The sequence below is a fragment of the Streptomyces sp. NPDC059564 genome (assembly GCF_042735575.1).
Taxonomy (GTDB): Bacteria; Actinomycetota; Actinomycetes; order Streptomycetales; family Streptomycetaceae; genus Streptomyces.
In genome coordinates, this window is the sequence record NZ_JBHWBP010000011.1 from 16,978 (window position 1) to 33,840 (window position 16,863).

The window sequence follows — 16,863 nt, forward strand, 5'->3', positions numbered from 1 at the left end:
GCCGAAGCTCAGAAGCGCACCACCCCCGACGGGGTGGCGACCGCCTGGACGGGGTGGTCGTGCGGTTCCTCCGGGACCCGCGCGACCACCTCTTCGTCGTAGAGGAGCACCACCAGCGCGGGATGCGCCCCGGCGCGCTCCAGCCGGGCCAGCACCCGGTCGTACGAGCCCCCGCCGCGGCCGAGCCGCATGCCGCGCCGGTCCACCGCCAGCCCGGGCAGCAGGACGGCGTCGGCGCCGGTGACCGCGTCCGGGCCGAGCGGCGGCCCGGCGGGTTCCAGCAGCCGCATCTTCCCGGGGTGCGCGGTCTCGGCGAGGCTGCCGGGGCCTTCATACGCCGCCCAGTCGAGGTCGTTGTCGGGCAGCAGCAGGGGCAGCAGCACCCGCTTGCCGGCGGCCCGCAGCGCGTCGAGCAGTTCGCGGGTGCCGGGTTCCGCGCCGACGGAGACGTACGCGGCCACCGTGCGCGCGCCGGCCAGCTCGGGCAGGGCCAGCGCGGAGCGGGAAAGGGCGCGGGCCGCCGCCGTGCGGGACTCGGGTGACAGGGCGCGACGGGCGGCGAGGAGCTCCCGACGCAGGGTGAACTTTTCGGGCGGGAAGGGTGATTTCCCGGACGGATGGTCCTTCACAGCAGACTCATATACCTTTCCCATCGGTGCATATCCGGACATAATTACCGGAATCTGGGCGGGCGTTCGGCGCGACCCACTATCGTTCTGCCCATGACTCAGTCGCACCCCGTGATCAAGAAGGCCGTCATCCCGGCCGCGGGCCTCGGCACTCGGTTCCTCCCGGCGACCAAGGCGACCCCCAAGGAAATGCTCCCGGTCGTGGACAAACCGGCCATCCAGTACGTGGTCGAGGAAGCCGTATCGGCCGGCCTGGACGACGTTCTCATGATCACAGGACGTAACAAGCGGCCCCTCGAAGACCATTTCGACCGGAACTACGAGCTGGAGTCGGCGCTGATCGCCAAGGGCGACGACGACCGCCTGAAGAAGGTCCAGGAGTCCAGCGACCTGGCCACCATGCACTACGTCCGCCAGGGCGACCCGCGGGGCCTCGGCCACGCCGTGCTCTGTGCCGAGCCGCACGTCGGCACCGAGCCCTTCGCCGTCCTCCTCGGCGACGACCTCATCGACCCGCGCGACCCGCTGCTGCGCCAGATGGTCGACGTCCACGCCCGCACCGGCGGCACCGTCATCGCGCTGATGGAGGTCGACCCGTCCAGCGTGCACCTCTACGGCTGCGCCGCCGTCGAGCCGACCGACGAGGACGGCATCGTCCGCGTCACCGGACTCGTCGAGAAGCCGGAGGCGTCCGAGGCCCCCAGCAATTACGCGGTCATCGGACGGTATGTCCTCAACCCCGCGATCTTCGGCATACTGCGGGAGACCGAGCCGGGCCGCGGCGGGGAGATCCAGCTCACCGACGCCCTGCAGAAGCTGGCCGCCGACGAGAGCGTGGGCGGCCCGGTGCACGGCGTGGTCTTCCGCGGCCGCCGCTACGACACCGGGGACCGCGGGGACTACCTGCGGGCCATCGTCCGACTCGCGTGCGAACGTGAGGACCTGGGCCCGGAGTTCCGCACCTGGCTTCACCGTTACGTCACGGAGGAGATGTAGGACCTTGAGCAGTTCCGCACCGCAGGACACCGGACCGCACCGCCTGTGGTCGGTGGACGAGCACCTCGCGGACGTCCTCGCCGCCGTCCGGCCGCTGGAACCCATCGAGCTCCAGCTGCTCGACGCCCAGGGCTGCGTCCTGGTCGAGGACGTCACCGTGCCCGTCGCCCTCCCGCCCTTCGACAACAGCTCCATGGACGGGTACGCCGTCCGCGTGGCCGACGTCCAGGGTGCGAGCGAGGAGTTCCCCGCGGTGCTCGCCGTCATCGGCGACGTCGCGGCGGGCAGCGGTGAGCTGCCCACCGTCGGCCCCGGCCAGGCCGCCCGCATCATGACCGGAGCCCCGCTGCCGCCCGGCGCCGAGGCCGTCGTCCCCGTCGAGTGGACCGACGGCGGCACGGGCGGCGGCGCCGCCTCCGGGATGACCCCGGCCAGCGCCGCGCCCGAGGGCGCGGGCGGCGAGGTACGGGTGCACCGCCCCGCCGAGGCCCGGGCGCACGTGCGCTCGCGCGGAAGCGACGTACAGGCCGGAGACCTGGCGCTGGCCGCCGGAACCGTCCTCGGCCCGCCGCAGATCGCCCTGCTGGCCGCCATCGGCCGCGGCACGGTCCGGGTCCGGCCGCGCCCCCGGGTCGTCGTCCTGTCCACCGGCAGCGAGCTGGTCCAGCCGGGTGAGGCGCTGACCGCCGGGACCATCTACGACTCCAACAGCTTCGCGCTCGCCGCCGCCGCCCGGGACGCCGGAGCCATCGCCTACCGGGTCGGCGCGGTCGCCGACGACGCCGAGACCCTGCGCGCCGTCATCGAGGACCAGCTGATCCGCGCCGACCTCCTGGTCACCACCGGCGGGGTCAGCGTCGGCGCGTACGACGTGGTCAAGGAGGCGCTGACCTCCGTCTCGGCCGGCGACGAGGCCGTCGAGGCCGGAAATGTCGACTTCCGCAAGCTCGCGATGCAGCCGGGCAAGCCGCAGGGCTTCGGCACGGTCGGCCCCGACCACACCCCGCTGCTGGCCCTCCCCGGCAACCCCGTCTCCTCCTACGTCTCCTTCGAGCTGTTCGTGCGTCCCGCGATCCGGGCGCTGATGGGCCTGCCGGAGTCCGAGGTCAGCCGGCCGAGCGTGCGCGCCGAGCTCAAGGCGGACCGGCCGATCGGCTCGCCGGCCGCCCGCCGCCAGTTCCTGCGCGGCACGTACGACGCCGAGAGCGGAACGGTCACCCCGGTCGGCGGATCGGGCTCGCACCTGATCGCCGCGCTCGCGCACGCCGACTCGCTGATCGTCGTACCGGAGGACGTCACTTCGGTGGAGCCCGGGACCGAGCTGGAAGTGATCCTGCTCGGCTGAGTACCCGCCGGGGCGGGTAGCGTGTTGCACCACACAGGCCCCATGCCACGGCTCCAGGGGCCCGGAGCGGGAGCGGCACGGAGATATGAGTACGCAGAGCAGGCTGACGCACATCGACGAGGCCGGCGCGGCCCGGATGGTCGACGTCTCGGCGAAGGACGTGACCACCCGGACGGCGCGGGCCAGCGGACGCGTCCTCGTGTCGCCCCGGGTCATCGAGCTGCTGCGCGGCGAGGGCGTGCCCAAGGGCGACGCCCTCGCCACCGCGCGGATCGCCGGGATCATGGGCGCCAAGAGGACCCCGGACCTGATCCCGCTCTGCCATCCGCTGGCCGTGTCCGGCGTAAAAGTCGACTTGTCGGTCACCGATGACGCCGTGGAGATTCTCGCCACCGTCAAGACCACCGACCGCACGGGCGTCGAGATGGAGGCGCTGACCGCCGTCGCCGTCGCCGGGCTCACCGTGATCGACATGGTGAAGGCCGTCGACAAGGGCGCGGTCATCACCGACGTCCGGGTGGAGGAGAAGACCGGCGGCAAGTCCGGCGACTGGACCCGGGAATGAACGCCCCGCGCGGCGGCGAGGTCCACAGCCACAGCCACGGCGCCGGCCAGGCGGGTGACTCCGTCGGCGAGGTATCGCAGGCGGCCGGTCCCGCCGCCCCGGCCCCCACGCCCCGCGGCCTGGTCGTCACCGCCTCGAACCGCGCCTCGCAGGGCGTGTACGCGGACAAGGGCGGCCCGCTGCTGGCCGAGGCCCTGGAGCGGCTCGGCTTCACCGTGGACGGCCCCCGCGTCGTCCCGGACGGAGACCCCGTGGAACGGGCGCTGCGCGACGGCGTCGCCGCCGGGTACGACGTCATCCTGACCACCGGCGGCACGGGCATCTCCCCGACCGACCGGACCCCGGACGCCACCGCCCGCGTACTGGACTACGAGATCCCGGGGATCCCGCAGGCCATCCGCGCCGAGGCCCTGGACAAGGTGCCGACCGCCGCCCTTTCGCGGGGCCTGGCGGGCGTGGCGGGCCGGACCCTGATCGTCAACCTGCCCGGCTCGACCGGCGGGGTCCGCGACGGCCTCGCGGTCCTGGCCCGGATCCTGCCGCACGCCGTCGACCAGATCCGGGGCGGCGACCACCCCAGACCCGAGTCCGCCCCCGGGAGCCCGAGCTGAACGGCCCGTCCTGGCCGGTGGTGCTCGCGGACGGCGACGTCACCCTCCGGCCGATAAAGCTGCGCGACCAGCGGGCCTGGCGCGAGGTCAACCGGCGCAACCGCGACTGGCTGCGCCCCTGGGAGGCGACGATCCCGCCGCCCGCGCCGTGGGGGCCGGTCATCCACCGGCCGACGTACCGGCAGATGGTCCGCCACCTGCGGGCGGAGGCGAACGCCGGCCGGATGCTGCCCTTCGTCATCGAGTACCAGGGCCGGCTGGTCGGTCAGCTGACCGTCGCCGGGATCACCTGGGGCTCGATGTGCGCCGCCCATGTGGGCTACTGGGTGGACCGGGACGTGGCGGGCCGCGGGGTCATGCCGACGGCGGTCGCGCTCGCCGTCGACCACTGCTTCGGGAAGGTCGGGCTGCACCGCATCGAGGTGTGCATCAGGCCGGAGAACGTGCCGAGCCGGCGGGTCGTGGAGAAGCTGGGCTTCCGCGAGGAGGGGATGCGGCCGCGCTACCTGCACATCGACGGGGCGTGGCGGGACCACCTGGTCTTCGCGCTCACGGTGGAGGAGGTTCCGGAGGGCCTGGTGCGCCGCTGGCACCGGACCCGGAAACCGCACAGCCCGCCCTCCTCGGCTGCCTGAAATCAGGTAATCGCAAAAGCGTTCGAATTTCTGGCCGATTCGCCCATAACCTGATCCGAAGAATCACAAAAAAAGTCCGTGATATCAGCCGGATCGTGCGACACACCGGCTCAATTGGCTGATCCCCTCGCCCGCGCCCCTCTACGGTGTGAGGTGTGAGCAGCAGCGGCCTCATCTACGCAGTCATTGTCGGGGCCTGGGCCGCCTACTTGGTGCCCATGTGGCTCCGGAGGCAGGACGAGCTGAACGAAGCCCGTCCGACGGAACGCTTCTCCACCGCCATCCGGCTTCTTTCCGGCCGGGCGGGAATGGAGCGCCGTTACGCCAAGGGGCTCCGTGAGCGCGGTGAAGAACAGGCGGAGCCCCAGCCCCACGCGGACCCGGAAGCGGCGACGGAAACGGTGAATTCCGTGGACGCCGACGCCCGGGCCCTCGGCGTGCCCCCGACCAGGGCCGAGCCGAGAGCGAGCGAGGCCGAGCGGGCCCGCCGGCAGCAGCGCCTCCAGGTCCTCGCGCGCCGCCGCCGCACCACCGCGCTGCTCTTCCTCGCGTTCAGCGGCGGGGCGATCGTCGCGGCGGTCGGCGGCCTGCAGTACCTGTGGGCGCCCGCCGTGCCCGCGCTGCTGCTGAGCACGTACATCGTGCACCTGCGGGTCCAGGAGCGGCGGCGCTACGAGTTCACGATGGACCGGCGCCGCGCCGAGGCGGCCGCCCGCCAGCTGCGCGAGAACCGCACCCGCCGCCGCGAACCCGAACCCGACGCCGCGGCCGGCGCCGACCCGGACCCCGCACCCCCGGTCTCCCCCCAGGAGGCCGGGCGGCGCGCGCTCGTCGAGCAGACGGACCACGCCGAGTGGGTGGACCAGCAGCGCGAGCGGGAGCGCGGACCGGCGCGCGGCGACAGCTGGGAGCCCGTACCGGTCCCGCTGCCCACGTACGTGACGGCCCCGGTCGCCCCCCGCGCCACCGGCCCGGCGGCCCCGGACGGCTGGAGCGCGACCCGCTCCAGCACCGCCGAGCCGACCGACCCCCGCCTGCGCGCCCAGCCGGCCCTCCCCAAGCCCGCACCGGGCCCGGACGCGAAGACCCCGTCCACCCCCCGGCCCCGCGGCCAGGGGCGCGGCCGCACCCCGCTCTTCGACCAGTACGAGGGCGAGGACCGCCCCCGCGCCGCGAACGAGTGATCGGTGACCTGCGCGTACGCTCCCGACAACCCGTTTTGGAGCACCCGCGCGGGGATGCTAATGTTTCACACGTCGCAAGGGCCTGTGGCGCAGTCTGGTAGCGCACCTCGTTCGCATCGAGGGGGTCTGGGGTTCAAATCCCCACAGGTCCACAGACGACAGTTCTTGAGTAGCTCTCAGGAATCGTCACGAGATCCCGTTCAGCCGGAAGGCTGGGCGGGATCTCGGCGTTTGTGGGGTGTGTTCGAGGCCAGGTCAGGGGCCTGATCCGCGAGAGCGGATCGGGCCCCTGAGGGGTTTCCGGGGCGTCGTCACAGCGGGCGCTGGAAGAGTCCGGTGTTCAGGAGCGACACACCGAAGAGCGGGGAGTCGCGTGACTGCCTTCTCATGGCACGCAGTTCGATCTCGGTGAAGGCGGCGAAGAGGCCGCGCAGGTCATCGAGGGTGTAGGCCAGTCCGCCGTCCAGGCTGCGCGTGCGGTAGAACTCCTCGTCGGGCAGTTTCGAACCCGTCGCTCCCGAGGCGAAGCACGCGAGCGCGAAGTGGCCGCCGGCGGCGAGCGCCCGTTCCAGCAGAGCCAGGTAGCTGACACGGCGGTGCGGCGGCAGGTGGTGCAGGCAGCCGGAGTCGTAGATCAGGTCGTAGCGGCCGGGCGGCAGATCGACGGTGAAGATGTCACCGCAGTGGAAGCGCACGTCCACGCCGGCTTCGCGGGCCCGCTCCTGGCCCCAGGCCACCGCGGTACGGGAAAGGTCGACCGCGTCCACCTCGTAGCCCTGCGCGGCGAGGAAGACGGCGTTGCGCCCGGGCCCGCAGCCCAGGTCCAGGGCCCGGCCGGGTGTGATGAGGCCGCGTTCCAGGTACGAGGCCAGGTTCTCGTCCGGCTTGTCGACGAAGAACGGGATGTCCCGGGAACGGTTGGCGTAGAACTCGTCCCACCAATCGCAGGATCCGTCCGTCCAGCGGTCCGTCTCCGCGGTGAACAGCCGATCCAACATGTGCAGGACGTCGTCCACCGTGCGGATATCACGGGTCACTGCAATTTCCTCCTCATCGGTCACGCCCTGCGATCGGCATGACTCATTGGTGTCCCCGTCATCGCGGGCCCACGGGGCGCCTCCCGACGAACCGGTCGGGAGGCACCCGGAGGCCCCGTGCCGTCTGTCAGCTCATCCGGATGACGAGCATGCCGTCGTGCCCTCGGTGGCCCACCGTCTGGAAGACCACTCCATCGACCCGGTCAGAGCTGCTGACCAGCTCGAGCACCCGCTGGGTGGCGCGGACGGCGCCGTTCGACGTCTCCAGGTTCCGGACTTCGCCGGACCTCACGACGTTGTCGAAGACGATGACGCTGCCGGAGCGGCCCAGTCGCAGGCAGCTCTCGAAGTAGGTCACGTTGTTGTGCTGGTCGGCGTCGATGAAGAAGAAGTCGAAGGGCTCGGCCTTCTCCTCCGCGAGCTGTGCCAGCTGTTCGGCGGCATTGCCCACCCGGACCTCGACCCGGTCGTCGAGCCCGGCCGCCTTGAGGTTGTCCGCGGCGACCATGGCGTGCACCGGATTGTTCTCGATGGTCACCATGCGGCCGCCCGGAGGCAGCGTCTTGGCCAGCCACAGGGCGCTGTAGCCGCCGAGGCTGCCCACTTCGAGGATCCGCCGGGCGCCGGCTATCCGTGCCAGCAGGCTGATCTGCTTGCCCTGAAGCGCGGAAACGTTGATGACCGGCAGGTCCGCCTGCTCGCTGAGGTCCAGCGCGCGGGCGAGGTCGGGGTCGGGCGCACACAGCACGCCACTGAGAAAGGCTTCGGTCTCGGACCAGGTGTCAACAGCCATGACAGAACGTTCTCCTAAGCGGCGAGGGAAGTCGGGCCGGGGGACGAGGCGTCCATCTGGTGCGCCCAGAAGTGCCGTGCGTACATGCGCCGCCAGACGCCCATCATGTGCGTGAGGGCCTCGATCTCCGGCGCGGTGAGATCCGGGTGCCAGAAGTCGAACAGCAGCACCGTCCGGCGCTCCTCGCCCTCGTTCCACACCTCGTGGTCATAGGAGTCGTCGAAGACGAACGCCTTGCCCTCCTGCCAGGCGCGCGTCTCCGAGGCGACCCGGATACGGGAACCCTCGGTCGCCACCAGGGAGAGGTGGCACCGCAGGTGGGCATTGCTGAAGCCGGAGTGCGGGCGGATGTGCGTACCTCCCACGATGGTCGAGAAGTACGTCATGCCGCTGTCGGTGGCGCCGTGAATGGCCGAGAGCGTCTTCAGCGTGTGCGGGAACGCGGAGACGTTCTTGGCGTACGGCCGGCCGATGCACGACAGGTACAGCGCACGCCACTTGCCGTCCTCGGCCAGCCCCGTGGGATGCGATACGGCGCTGTCGAGGTTGGCGCCCAGGGCCTGCAGCTCCTGGAGGATCGCCGGAGCGGCGGCCTCCAGCTCGTCGAGCCAGGGGAAGCCATCGCGGCTCCACCACGGTCGGGCCGTGAGACCGGGGAAGTAGATCTCCGGCGTCTGCGGACCGCCCGCCTCGCCGATCCGCCCCTCGGCGGTGATCTCCAGTCCCTCTCTGATGCGCTCGACCTGCGTGGGGTCGACCTTCCCCTGTGCGAGCCACCGTTCGAACTCCCGGGGGCCTTCGGTGATCCACAGTTCTTCCATGTTCCTGTTTCCATTCCAGCGAGAGAACCCAGCACGCCGATCATTGAGTGCTCAGGAGGGCCTAGTCGGAACCGAGCAAGGACGTCAGCCGGTCCATGGACCGCTGTTCGCGCTCGGGAGCGGCGCCGGCGACGAAGCCGGTCATCGTCTGCCGCAAGGTCGTCCCCGCCGTCCGGTCCACCCGGTTGATGCAGTGGATGGTGCCTTCCCGGACGAGGACCAGTCGGTTCGGCTTCGGCACGATGGCCGTCAGAGCGTGCGAAGCCAGGCTCGCCTTCGCTTCGACGGCCTCCATCGCGGACATGCCGGTCGTGTCGACGTCGACGGCCTCGGGATCGGCGTCCAGGATGACCAGTTCGCCGGCCCAGGACGCGTTCCATTCCTCGTGAAGGAAGAAGACGAACTCGCCCAGCCGGCCGGTCGCCACATCGTTGTGCCAGCCCAGTCGGCTTCCCGCGGGGTACTGCCAGAAGCTGAAGCCGACCGCCGACCAGTCCTCCCCGGGCGCGCCGAACATGTCCGGATGCGCGCCGAGTTCCCTGAGGATCGTCTGGAAAGCGGCGGGCTGCGCGTCCTGCTCCCGCGACTCGGCCGTCGGCGCCCCGGTGTCCTGTCGGAGCACGGCTCCACGGGAGCGGAAGGCGTGCCCGTCCGTCTCCGGATAGATGACACTGGCGACTTCTTCGAATCGTCTGCGCCGCATCAGCGAGCGGATCTCCGCGAGCTCGTTCGGCGGCAGGAAGTCATCGATGACCCGGTACCGTGCGCCACTGGCGACGATGTTCATGAATTACTCAGCCTTTCTCTCTGTCCGACTCAGCGCCCTGCGCGCCGGCAGTCCGCGAGTGCACGTGCCAGACCAAGGACCGTGCGCGATTCGGGAGTCACGACCACCGCGTCGGGAAGGAGGACGTCGAAGCGCTCTTCGAGCACCGTGAGCACCTCCAGCCAGGTCAGGGAGTCGAGACCGAGTTCCGCGGGCGATTTCAGCAGCGTGTCCTGGTCCGCCGCGTGCAGGCACCGCAGCCGGGCCAGTACGCCATCGTCGACCCCGGCGTTCCCGGCCGCGGAGACGATCGCGTCCATCACCGCCGTCAACCCGTCACGGGAATCCGACACCAGCTGTTCAGTCATTTCGCCCTGATCCATTCCGTGAGCGCAGTACGGTCCAGCTTTCCGATACGGGTCCGCGGGAATTCTGCGAAGATCCTCAGCCGTGGTGCGACACCGGGCGGAACGCTCGCGTACAGCGCGTTCTCCACGGTCTCCCGCGAGGGCGGCCGTCCGGACACCACCGCGTAGACGTCTTCGAAGTCCGCGTCGCCGGCTCGGGGGAGGACCAGGAACTCGACCTCCTCCACACCCTCCACCTCACCGACGGCGGCCCGGACCGAGGAGACGTCCACGAACTTCCCGTTGGCGCGCACGGCTCCGTGCTCGCGCTCGGCGAACCACACCTGACCCGAGGCGTCACGCTCGACGATGTCCCCGGTCCGCCACAGGAGCGAGTCGCGTACGGGCTCGTGTGCGTAACCCCAGACAGGAGTCGCCGTGCGCACGAGCAGTTCGCCGCGGGATCCCGGATCCGGACCGACGATCCCGACGGCGGGGATGGGCTGCCCGAGCCCGCGGGATCCGATGAACATCCCTCCGGTCTCGCTCGACCCGTACCCCCGCGTGATCGGGACTCCGAAGCGGGCCACGCAGGCGGCATCCAGCTCGTCCGAGACCGTGCCGGCACCGACGAGGATCGCCCGGGGCCGGGAGTCACCCGTGCGCCGGGTCTTCGTCAGCAGCCGCAACAGGGCCGGGGTGATGGCCAGCTTGGTGCTCTTGCCCCGGTCCAGGTCGCGGGCCACACCCGAGGCCGTCGTGAACGGACGGGCGTCGACCCGGCACCCGGACAGGAGCGCGGCGAACGCCACCCCCGAACCGAAGGAATGCGCCACCGGTACGGGGATCCTCACCACGTCCTCGACACCCAGACCCATGCCTCCGCGGTAGCCGACGTGCTCCGCGCGCATGCTCTCGACACTGCGCCTCGCGCGTTTGGGCTCGCCGGTGGATCCGGACGTCTCGTGCAGCAGACCGAGACCGGCGGGGACCGGCATGGTCGCGGTGGCGTGCCGTGCCACCGTGATCTCCTCGGCGGACCCGGGAGTGACGGTGAAGGACGCGCCGTGCGCCGCGAACGTCTCCGGCTCGCGGGGGGTCACCCACGCGGCGGCGCCGGTGTGCCAGCACGCGACCACGGCGGCCAGGAGCGTCTCCGACGCGAGGCCGGAGAACAGCAGCAGGTCGCCGTCCGTGACACCTGCCTTCCCGTACTGCTCGGCGCACCGCGCGATGCGGCTCGCGGTGGCCTCCGGGAGCGCCTCGCCGATCCGTCCTCCGGACGAGAGGACGGCTTCGGCCAGTGCGCGCCGGGCCTCAGACACCGGAATCAGCGGCCGGTGTCGAGGAACGGATCAGCCGGTCCATCCCGATGATGGGAAGAGCCGTCAGGAAGGCACCCGCCACACCGATCCACAGGCAGGGCACGATGCCGATGCGCGAGCCGAGCCAGCCGGCCAGGATCGCCGCCACGGGCATGCTTCCCCACACCACGAAACGGATCGAAGCGGTCATCCGGGCCAGCATGTTCTTGGGACAGACCCGCTGCCGCACACTCACCTGCGCGATGTTGAAGGTCACCGCACCCCAGGTCATTCCGAACTGGCCGAGGACGAGCAGGAGGACCGGGATCACGGAGGCGGACTCGTCCAGGGATCCGGCCAGGGGGAAGGCCACCATGGAGACGCCCGCCAGCAGGAGTCCGACCGCCATGACCTTGCCCGCGTCGAATCGGGCACGGACCTTCGGGAGGGTGAGTGAGGCCAGCAGGCCACCGAGCGTGCCGACGCCGAGGACGACCCCCATGACCGTGGAGCCCAGCCCCAGCGTCCTCAGGATGAGCAGGGGCGTCAGGGTCATGGTGATGGTGGCGAAGAAGTTCGACACCCCCACCGTGACGCACAGCCGCCGCAGCACCGGGTTGCCCACGACGAACCGGACGCCGGCCAGGATGTCCCGTGCCAGCCGGGAATCCTCTCCCGCCTTCTCACGGCGGGACGGTTCGGAGTCCTTGACCGTCGCCAGGAAACCGGCGCACACCACGTAGGCCACCGCGTCGACGGCGATCACCACGGGCGCGCTCACCGCCTTGAGGAGGAGTCCCGCCGCGGCCGGCCCGCCGGCCGCGGAGATCTGGGCCGACGACTCCAGCCTCGCGTTCGCCCGTTCGATGTCCTTGTCGGAGACGATGAACGGCACGTACGACTGGTACGCGACGTCGAAGAAGACCGAGGCGACACCGACGATCACCGCGACCGCGTACAGCCACACGAGCGAGAGCTGGTCAAAAGCCCACAGCAGCGGGACGCCGGCCAGCACGACGGCTCGTACCACGGCCGCTCTGATCATCGTGGTCCGCTTCGACCATCGATCGACCCACGCACCGGCCGGCAGGCCGATCAGCAGATAGCACACGGTGAGTGCGGCGGTCAGGTATCCGACCTCCGCCGCCCCGGCGTGGAGGGTCTCGATCGCGACCACGGGCAGGGCCACCATCCCGAAGCGCTGGCCGGCCTGCGACACGGTCTGCGCGGTCCAGAACCGCAGGAACCGGCTGTTGCTCACTTCCGACACGGGAGCGTCGGACACCGCGACGCTCATCAGGCCGCCACCTCACTCATGAGGGGCTGCTCGATGAACCTCGATCCGCCCAGCTCGAGCCCGGAGGACCGGACGAGCCCCCGCACGTGATCGAGAGTGACGACGAAACGATTCTTCCCGTAGATCAGATACCGCTTCTGGTCGCGGGCGCTGGAGAAGTTGACCGTCATCACATTGGCACCGGCGTCCAGGCCGCGTGACTGACCCCCACTGCCCACCCGCTCCAGCGCGCTGACCGACGGGATCAGCAACTGCGGGTAGCGCAGCCGGAGAACGGCGATGACGTTGAGCGCCAACTCGTTGTCACCGATCGGCGAGATGCTCATCGGCGTGTTCGGAGCCGGGATGAAGGGACTCACGCTGCACATGTCCACACCGAGCTCACCCGCCAGCTCGATGTCGTCGATGATGCTGTCCAGCGACTGCCCTGGCAGGCTGGAGATCAGCCCCGTGCCGACCTTGAAGCCCACCTCCTGGAGATCCCGCATGCACCGCAGGCGCGACTCCAGGGTTTCGTGCCGGAGGCGGAGGTGGAGTTCGGGATCGCTCGTCTCGTGCTTGAGGATGTAGCTCGTCGCGCCCACGGCCCGCAGTCGTTCGTACTGGGCCCGCTTGAGGTTGCCGACGTTCAGCAGGATCTCGACCCGGCCGTCGTACAGCTGCCGGATCCGCGGTATCACCTCCTCCAGGAGCGGCATCAGCGCCGGGGTCTCGCCGCCCTGGAGCAGGATGACGTCGATCCCGTTGTCCCGGATCAGTTCGGCCAGCTCGACGATCTTGTCCGCGGCCAGGAAGTAGGTGTCGTTCTCGCGTACGTTGTCACGACGCATCGGGCAGTAGTCGCAGTTCACCCGGCAGACATTGGTCAGCTCGATGACACCTCGCAGCACGACGGCCGCACCGAAGTGCTCGTTCCGTGCCTTCCGGCTCTCCGCGAACAGCTGCTCCTGCTCAGGGCCGCGTGCCAACAGCAGACGGCGCATTTCATCACGGCTCAGCAAGACGTACCTTCTTCCTCACGAATCTCGGGCAATGTCATGTCGACGACCATCTGCGCCATGCGGCCGGGGTCGGCATCCGCCTCGCCGTACGTGGATATCGCATCGACCAGGGACGGACGGAAATCTATTTCTCGGGACGTGTCGTTGACCGTCACCAGCACTCGGCCGTGATCCACCAACCGGTCACTGAGGAAGAGACGCAGCCGCGAGCAGCCGGACGCACGGATGACCAGGTGCGTACGGTCCACCGCACGGGCGTCCACGGTCGCCGTGCTCCCGGGGAGGAGACCGTCCATCTCCACCCAGTGGGCCCGGCTGTGCGCCCTCTCGCGGGCACGGTGCCGGACGTGTCCGGGCCACGGCATTCTCTTCGCGGAGCCGAAGCACCGGACGACCTCATCGAATTGCGGATTTCCCGGCTCGATCCCCATCGTGCTCAGCTTGTGTTCTCCATCCGGGACTTCGACGAACGAAATACCCTGATGGCCTCGGCCCCTCAGATGCGTCACGGCATCACGGGCAAGGACGAGGGGGATCTGCCGGTCCCGGACTCCGTGCACCACCGTCAGCGGCACACCCAAGACATTGGGCAGCAGCTCACGCATCGTGTTGTCGGGCCCGAACATCTCCCAGATCGAGGGTGCGCCGTTGATGGACGTCGCCATGGCGAGGCCGTCCCAGCGACGTGACGCCATGCCCCACGTCGCGATGCCTCCCATCGAGGCCCCCACCAGAGCACAGCGGTTCACGTCGACGGCCAGGTGTTCACGGGCCCAGCGCAGTGCGCGCACCGGGAAATCGCCCGGCTCCGTCGTCCACCGGGCCTCCCTGAACCGGCTGCCGAAGATTCCGGCCACGTCGAAGTTGCTGCTCGTCCCGAACGGCTGAAGCGCGGTCGGGCACAGCAGGACCGCGCCGCAGGCGTCGGCGAGCGCCCGGAGGTGATCCTGGAGCACCGCCGCGGAGCTCCCGACGCCGTGCAGGCCCACGATCAGGCCCGGGGGACGCCCGTCCCGACGCGACGGCACGTACAGCTCGGCCTCGGCCGGCCGCCCCCAGGCGTCCAGCAGCTTCACGGTCTCCGACCGGGCGGCTTCACCCGCGTCGGCCGTCGAGAACAGCAGTCGCTCAAGGCGTCGCGGGTCGAGTCCTTGTCGCCGGAACAGCTCTGCCGCCGCCTCGGGACTCTCGTCCAGGCAGACGCGCCGCGCCGCGTGCGCTCCGATCACGGCGTCCTCAGCTCCGTCGCGGCCGGGTGAACCGACGTACCCGAGGGTTCGGTGCCCGCGAAGGACACCATGCCCAGAGCGACCGGGGAACGGCTCAGCCGCCGCGCCCGCAGGCCGGCCATGGCCAACGCGGCCGGGATGTCCGCCGCCTCGACCACCACCTCGGCGGCGGTCGCGCCGGCCGACACCGCGGTGTCCCTGACAGCGGCCAGGAACCCGTCCAGGTCACCCATCGAACGGCACGGGTTGCCGCTCAGGACGAGTCGTGAGCGGTCCAGCACCCAGGCGAGCCGGGTGCCGGCCGAGGGACTCCGCGGAAGACCGAGCAGTTCCCGGACCATGGGAGCCGCTTCGTCATCGCCCGGAACGACGAGCGTGCCGGACGTGCGCGGGGACGTCCCGGCCGGACGCTCCACGCCGGAGCCGTACGGCAGCTGGACGAGGTAGCGGTGCAGGAGCGGGCCGACAGGACGCAGCCGTAGCCTGGTGGCCAGACGCGCCTCGGGCTTGTTCGGCTCCACCCAGGCGACGACACCCTCGTATCCGGCCTCCCGGGCCCAGTCCCGGATGGCGAACGCCACACCGAGCGCGGCTCCCGACCCTCGGAACCCGTCGTCGACGAAGACGCCCTTCAGCAGCAGGTGCCGGTGCCATCGCATGGCCCGGTGCACCGCCGCCAGCGTTCCGTCCGGGGTGAACAGGCCCATCCAGCAGTAGTCCGCTTCGGCCGCCAGTTCCCGGCGGATGACATTGGCGTCGACATCCTCGAACGGGCAGAGCCGCAGAGCCGCGTCGACCTCTCCGTCATGAAGGCGGCGTGCCGTCAGTCCCGATCCCGTACGCGGGCTCGCGAGGGGCGCGATATCAATTTCCGCAGCCACTGCCACCGCCTCCTCCTACCGAGGCCAGGGCAAGGTAGGTGGTTCCCGGGGGCGTGATCGTGGGCATTGCTTCTGTTCTCGCCATCTTGCGCGCAGCCGCCCGGCCGGCCATCAGGTTCATCATGAGTTGGGGGGTGATGAATCTGGAGTCCAGATCCTGGACGATCCAGGTGAACACGTCGAGATCGAAGGGATAGAAGACGGGGTAGAGCAATTGATCGTCATCCGCCCCGACTTGCCTCGCGAGGGCGGTCTCGGGCAACACCCGATAGCCGACGTGCATCACGAGTTCGTCATCGCGGAGATTCTCGTTGATGAAACGGGCACTGTTTCGGATCGACTCCCTGTTCTCGCCCGGGCCGCCGAATACGACGTTCACCTTCACCGGAAGGTCGTTCTTGCGGCTGCGCTCCAGGAACCGAGACACGTGCCGGCTGGAGAAGGACTTGCCCAGGTTGCGCATCATGGCGTCGTCGAGGCTGTCGGGTGACACCACGACGGCTTCCACTCCGCTGTCCTGGAGCATTTCGCCGAATTCGTCGTCAAAGGGCTTCGGTGTGAAGTACGCCGACCAGGTCAAGCCGTCCAGGGAGAGATCCTTGACGAGCTGGACGACTTCCTTCGCGAACCGCAGTTCGCTGTTGAAGATGCCGTCCGTGAAGAAGATGCGCCTGAATCCCGCACGGTGAATATCGCGGATCTCGTCCGCCAGGACTTCCAGCGGCTTGAGGTCTCCGGCGTTGTCTCCTTCGATGTACGCGTACGGGCAGTACCCGCAGGTCTGGTAACAGGTCTTCCGCCGGGTCTCCACGCCGATCATCGCCTGGTGCGCGTTCGTGTACGCCGCCATGAGCGAGGCCGGGTGGCGCAGGGTGTCGGTGAGGAATCCGCAGTGCCGCCTTCCCTGGAGGACGCCCCCTCTCCCCTTGAAGGGCCGCGGGTTCGTCGCGATGTCGAGCATGACCTGCTCACCTGGGCCGATCACTCCCACGTCGAGCCCGAGCCTGCCGACGAGCGTGTCGCCGAACAGGCTGAACCCCGGCCCGCCCCCGACCAGCACCGGGTCGAGCCCACGCCGGTCGAGCTCGGCTCGCACGCGTTTCGCGAAGGAGACGTACTCGTCGACGTGAGTGCTGCAGGTGATGTCGATGGGGTCGATATTCCGGATGGTGAACCCGATGACATCCCATGCGTGACCGAGCCAATCGAGGTCGGTCAGACCGGCCGGCTCCGCAACGAAATCCATGAGTCGCGTCACGTGGCCCGCGCGGTCCAGGGCGTCCTGGACGCAGCGGACACCGATGGGGAATATGGGCTGATTCCCATCCATGGGAAGACTGGCCAGGTTGACCAGCAGCACGCGTGACATACAAAACCTCTTCACCCAGAGAGAAGACCGGGGGCGCAAGGACGGCGGCGACG

Annotated in this window: 18 protein-coding genes and 1 tRNA gene; 7 read left to right on the plus strand and 12 right to left on the minus strand. The window is 70.0% G+C overall.

Annotation, left to right across the window (positions count from 1 at the left end):
* Positions 1-8 precede the first annotated feature (8 nt).
* The gene (locus ACFV0Q_RS04480; protein WP_385000320.1) at positions 9-629 is read right to left on the minus strand and encodes a 5-formyltetrahydrofolate cyclo-ligase; all 621 of its coding nucleotides are present in this window, start codon (positions 627-629) and stop codon (positions 9-11) included.
* Positions 630-722: 93 nt separating this feature from the next.
* Between ACFV0Q_RS04480 and galU the strand changes: the two genes are divergently transcribed.
* The 7 genes from galU to ACFV0Q_RS04515 all read left to right on the plus strand — a co-directional run bounded on the left by galU (position 723) and on the right by ACFV0Q_RS04515 (position 6,117).
* Positions 723-1,625 (plus strand): UTP--glucose-1-phosphate uridylyltransferase GalU, encoded by a 903-nt coding sequence (galU, locus tag ACFV0Q_RS04485; protein WP_385000323.1) that lies wholly within the window; start codon positions 723-725, stop codon positions 1,623-1,625.
* A 4-nt stretch (positions 1,626-1,629) separates the two neighbouring features.
* Complete coding sequence (gene glp, locus ACFV0Q_RS04490) at positions 1,630-2,970, plus strand: gephyrin-like molybdotransferase Glp (protein ID WP_385000327.1); 1,341 nt, start codon at positions 1,630-1,632, stop codon at positions 2,968-2,970.
* Between the two features lie 85 nt (positions 2,971-3,055).
* On the plus strand, positions 3,056-3,535 hold the full coding sequence (gene moaC / locus ACFV0Q_RS04495; protein WP_385000330.1) for a cyclic pyranopterin monophosphate synthase MoaC: 480 nt from the start codon (positions 3,056-3,058) through the stop codon (positions 3,533-3,535).
* A complete protein-coding gene (locus ACFV0Q_RS04500) occupies positions 3,532-4,146 on the plus strand; it encodes a molybdenum cofactor biosynthesis protein B (RefSeq protein ID WP_385000333.1) in 615 nt (204 codons plus the stop codon). Before moaC ends, ACFV0Q_RS04500 begins: the two co-directional genes overlap by 4 nt.
* 17 nt (positions 4,147-4,163) lie before the next feature.
* Positions 4,164-4,781: a GNAT family N-acetyltransferase gene (locus ACFV0Q_RS04505; RefSeq protein ID WP_385000336.1), complete on the plus strand. Its 618-nt coding sequence runs from the start codon at positions 4,164-4,166 to the stop codon at positions 4,779-4,781.
* Between the two features lie 155 nt (positions 4,782-4,936).
* On the plus strand, positions 4,937-5,965 hold the full coding sequence (locus ACFV0Q_RS04510) for a hypothetical protein (RefSeq protein ID WP_385000339.1): 1,029 nt from the start codon (positions 4,937-4,939) through the stop codon (positions 5,963-5,965).
* A gap of 78 nt (positions 5,966-6,043) precedes the next feature.
* Positions 6,044-6,117: transfer RNA gene (locus ACFV0Q_RS04515), tRNA-Ala, on the plus strand.
* Between the two features lie 159 nt (positions 6,118-6,276).
* Here ACFV0Q_RS04515 and ACFV0Q_RS04520 read toward each other — a convergent pair.
* From ACFV0Q_RS04520 to ACFV0Q_RS04570, 11 genes are all read right to left on the minus strand, one after another.
* Entirely contained in the window at positions 6,277-7,002 is a 726-nt protein-coding gene (locus ACFV0Q_RS04520) for a class I SAM-dependent methyltransferase (RefSeq protein ID WP_385000342.1), read from the minus strand.
* A 127-nt stretch (positions 7,003-7,129) separates the two neighbouring features.
* Positions 7,130-7,795: an O-methyltransferase gene (locus ACFV0Q_RS04525; RefSeq protein ID WP_385000345.1), complete on the minus strand. Its 666-nt coding sequence runs from the start codon at positions 7,793-7,795 to the stop codon at positions 7,130-7,132.
* A 14-nt stretch (positions 7,796-7,809) separates the two neighbouring features.
* Entirely contained in the window at positions 7,810-8,616 is an 807-nt protein-coding gene (locus tag ACFV0Q_RS04530) for an aspartyl/asparaginyl beta-hydroxylase domain-containing protein (protein WP_385000348.1), read from the minus strand.
* 61 nt (positions 8,617-8,677) lie between these two features.
* Positions 8,678-9,403, minus strand: a complete 726-nt coding sequence (locus ACFV0Q_RS04535; RefSeq protein ID WP_385000351.1) for a 2OG-Fe(II) oxygenase — start codon at positions 9,401-9,403, stop codon at positions 8,678-8,680.
* A 29-nt stretch (positions 9,404-9,432) separates the two neighbouring features.
* Positions 9,433-9,750 (minus strand): acyl carrier protein, encoded by a 318-nt coding sequence (locus ACFV0Q_RS04540; protein ID WP_385000354.1) that lies wholly within the window; start codon positions 9,748-9,750, stop codon positions 9,433-9,435.
* Positions 9,747-11,054 carry an AMP-binding protein gene (locus ACFV0Q_RS04545; RefSeq protein ID WP_385000356.1) on the minus strand — a complete coding sequence of 436 codons (1,308 nt, stop codon included), beginning with the start codon at positions 11,052-11,054 and terminating at the stop codon, positions 9,747-9,749. Before ACFV0Q_RS04545 ends, ACFV0Q_RS04540 begins: the two co-directional genes overlap by 4 nt.
* Positions 11,047-12,330, minus strand: coding sequence for an MFS transporter (locus tag ACFV0Q_RS04550; RefSeq protein WP_385000359.1), 1,284 nt, complete (start codon positions 12,328-12,330; stop codon positions 11,047-11,049). The genes ACFV0Q_RS04545 and ACFV0Q_RS04550 overlap by 8 nt, the downstream gene beginning before the upstream one ends.
* A complete protein-coding gene (locus tag ACFV0Q_RS04555; protein WP_385000362.1) occupies positions 12,330-13,331 on the minus strand; it encodes a radical SAM protein in 1,002 nt (333 codons plus the stop codon). Before ACFV0Q_RS04555 ends, ACFV0Q_RS04550 begins: the two co-directional genes overlap by 1 nt.
* The gene (locus ACFV0Q_RS04560; protein WP_385000365.1) at positions 13,325-14,560 is read right to left on the minus strand and encodes a dienelactone hydrolase family protein; all 1,236 of its coding nucleotides are present in this window, start codon (positions 14,558-14,560) and stop codon (positions 13,325-13,327) included. Before ACFV0Q_RS04560 ends, ACFV0Q_RS04555 begins: the two co-directional genes overlap by 7 nt.
* A complete protein-coding gene (locus ACFV0Q_RS04565; RefSeq protein WP_385000368.1) occupies positions 14,557-15,441 on the minus strand; it encodes a GNAT family N-acetyltransferase in 885 nt (294 codons plus the stop codon). Before ACFV0Q_RS04565 ends, ACFV0Q_RS04560 begins: the two co-directional genes overlap by 4 nt.
* A complete protein-coding gene (locus ACFV0Q_RS04570) occupies positions 15,425-16,801 on the minus strand; it encodes a B12-binding domain-containing radical SAM protein (protein ID WP_385000371.1) in 1,377 nt (458 codons plus the stop codon). The genes ACFV0Q_RS04565 and ACFV0Q_RS04570 overlap by 17 nt, the downstream gene beginning before the upstream one ends.
* Positions 16,802-16,863 lie beyond the last annotated feature (62 nt).

What these genes read in the sequence shown, in the direction of transcription:
- galU (WP_385000323.1), top strand. Translation starts at nt 723, where the DNA reads ATGACTCAGTCGCACCCCGTGATCAAGAAGGCCGTCATCCCGGCCGCG.
- moaC (WP_385000330.1), top strand. Translation starts at nt 3,056, where the DNA reads ATGAGTACGCAGAGCAGGCTGACGCACATCGACGAGGCCGGCGCGGCC.
- ACFV0Q_RS04500 (WP_385000333.1), top strand. Translation starts at nt 3,532, where the DNA reads ATGAACGCCCCGCGCGGCGGCGAGGTCCACAGCCACAGCCACGGCGCC.
- ACFV0Q_RS04525 (WP_385000345.1), bottom strand. Translation starts at nt 7,795, where the DNA reads ATGGCTGTTGACACCTGGTCCGAGACCGAAGCCTTTCTCAGTGGCGTG.
- ACFV0Q_RS04530 (WP_385000348.1), bottom strand. Translation starts at nt 8,616, where the DNA reads ATGGAAGAACTGTGGATCACCGAAGGCCCCCGGGAGTTCGAACGGTGG.
- ACFV0Q_RS04535 (WP_385000351.1), bottom strand. Translation starts at nt 9,403, where the DNA reads ATGAACATCGTCGCCAGTGGCGCACGGTACCGGGTCATCGATGACTTC.
- ACFV0Q_RS04540 (WP_385000354.1), bottom strand. Translation starts at nt 9,750, where the DNA reads ATGACTGAACAGCTGGTGTCGGATTCCCGTGACGGGTTGACGGCGGTG.
- ACFV0Q_RS04550 (WP_385000359.1), bottom strand. Translation starts at nt 12,330, where the DNA reads ATGAGCGTCGCGGTGTCCGACGCTCCCGTGTCGGAAGTGAGCAACAGC.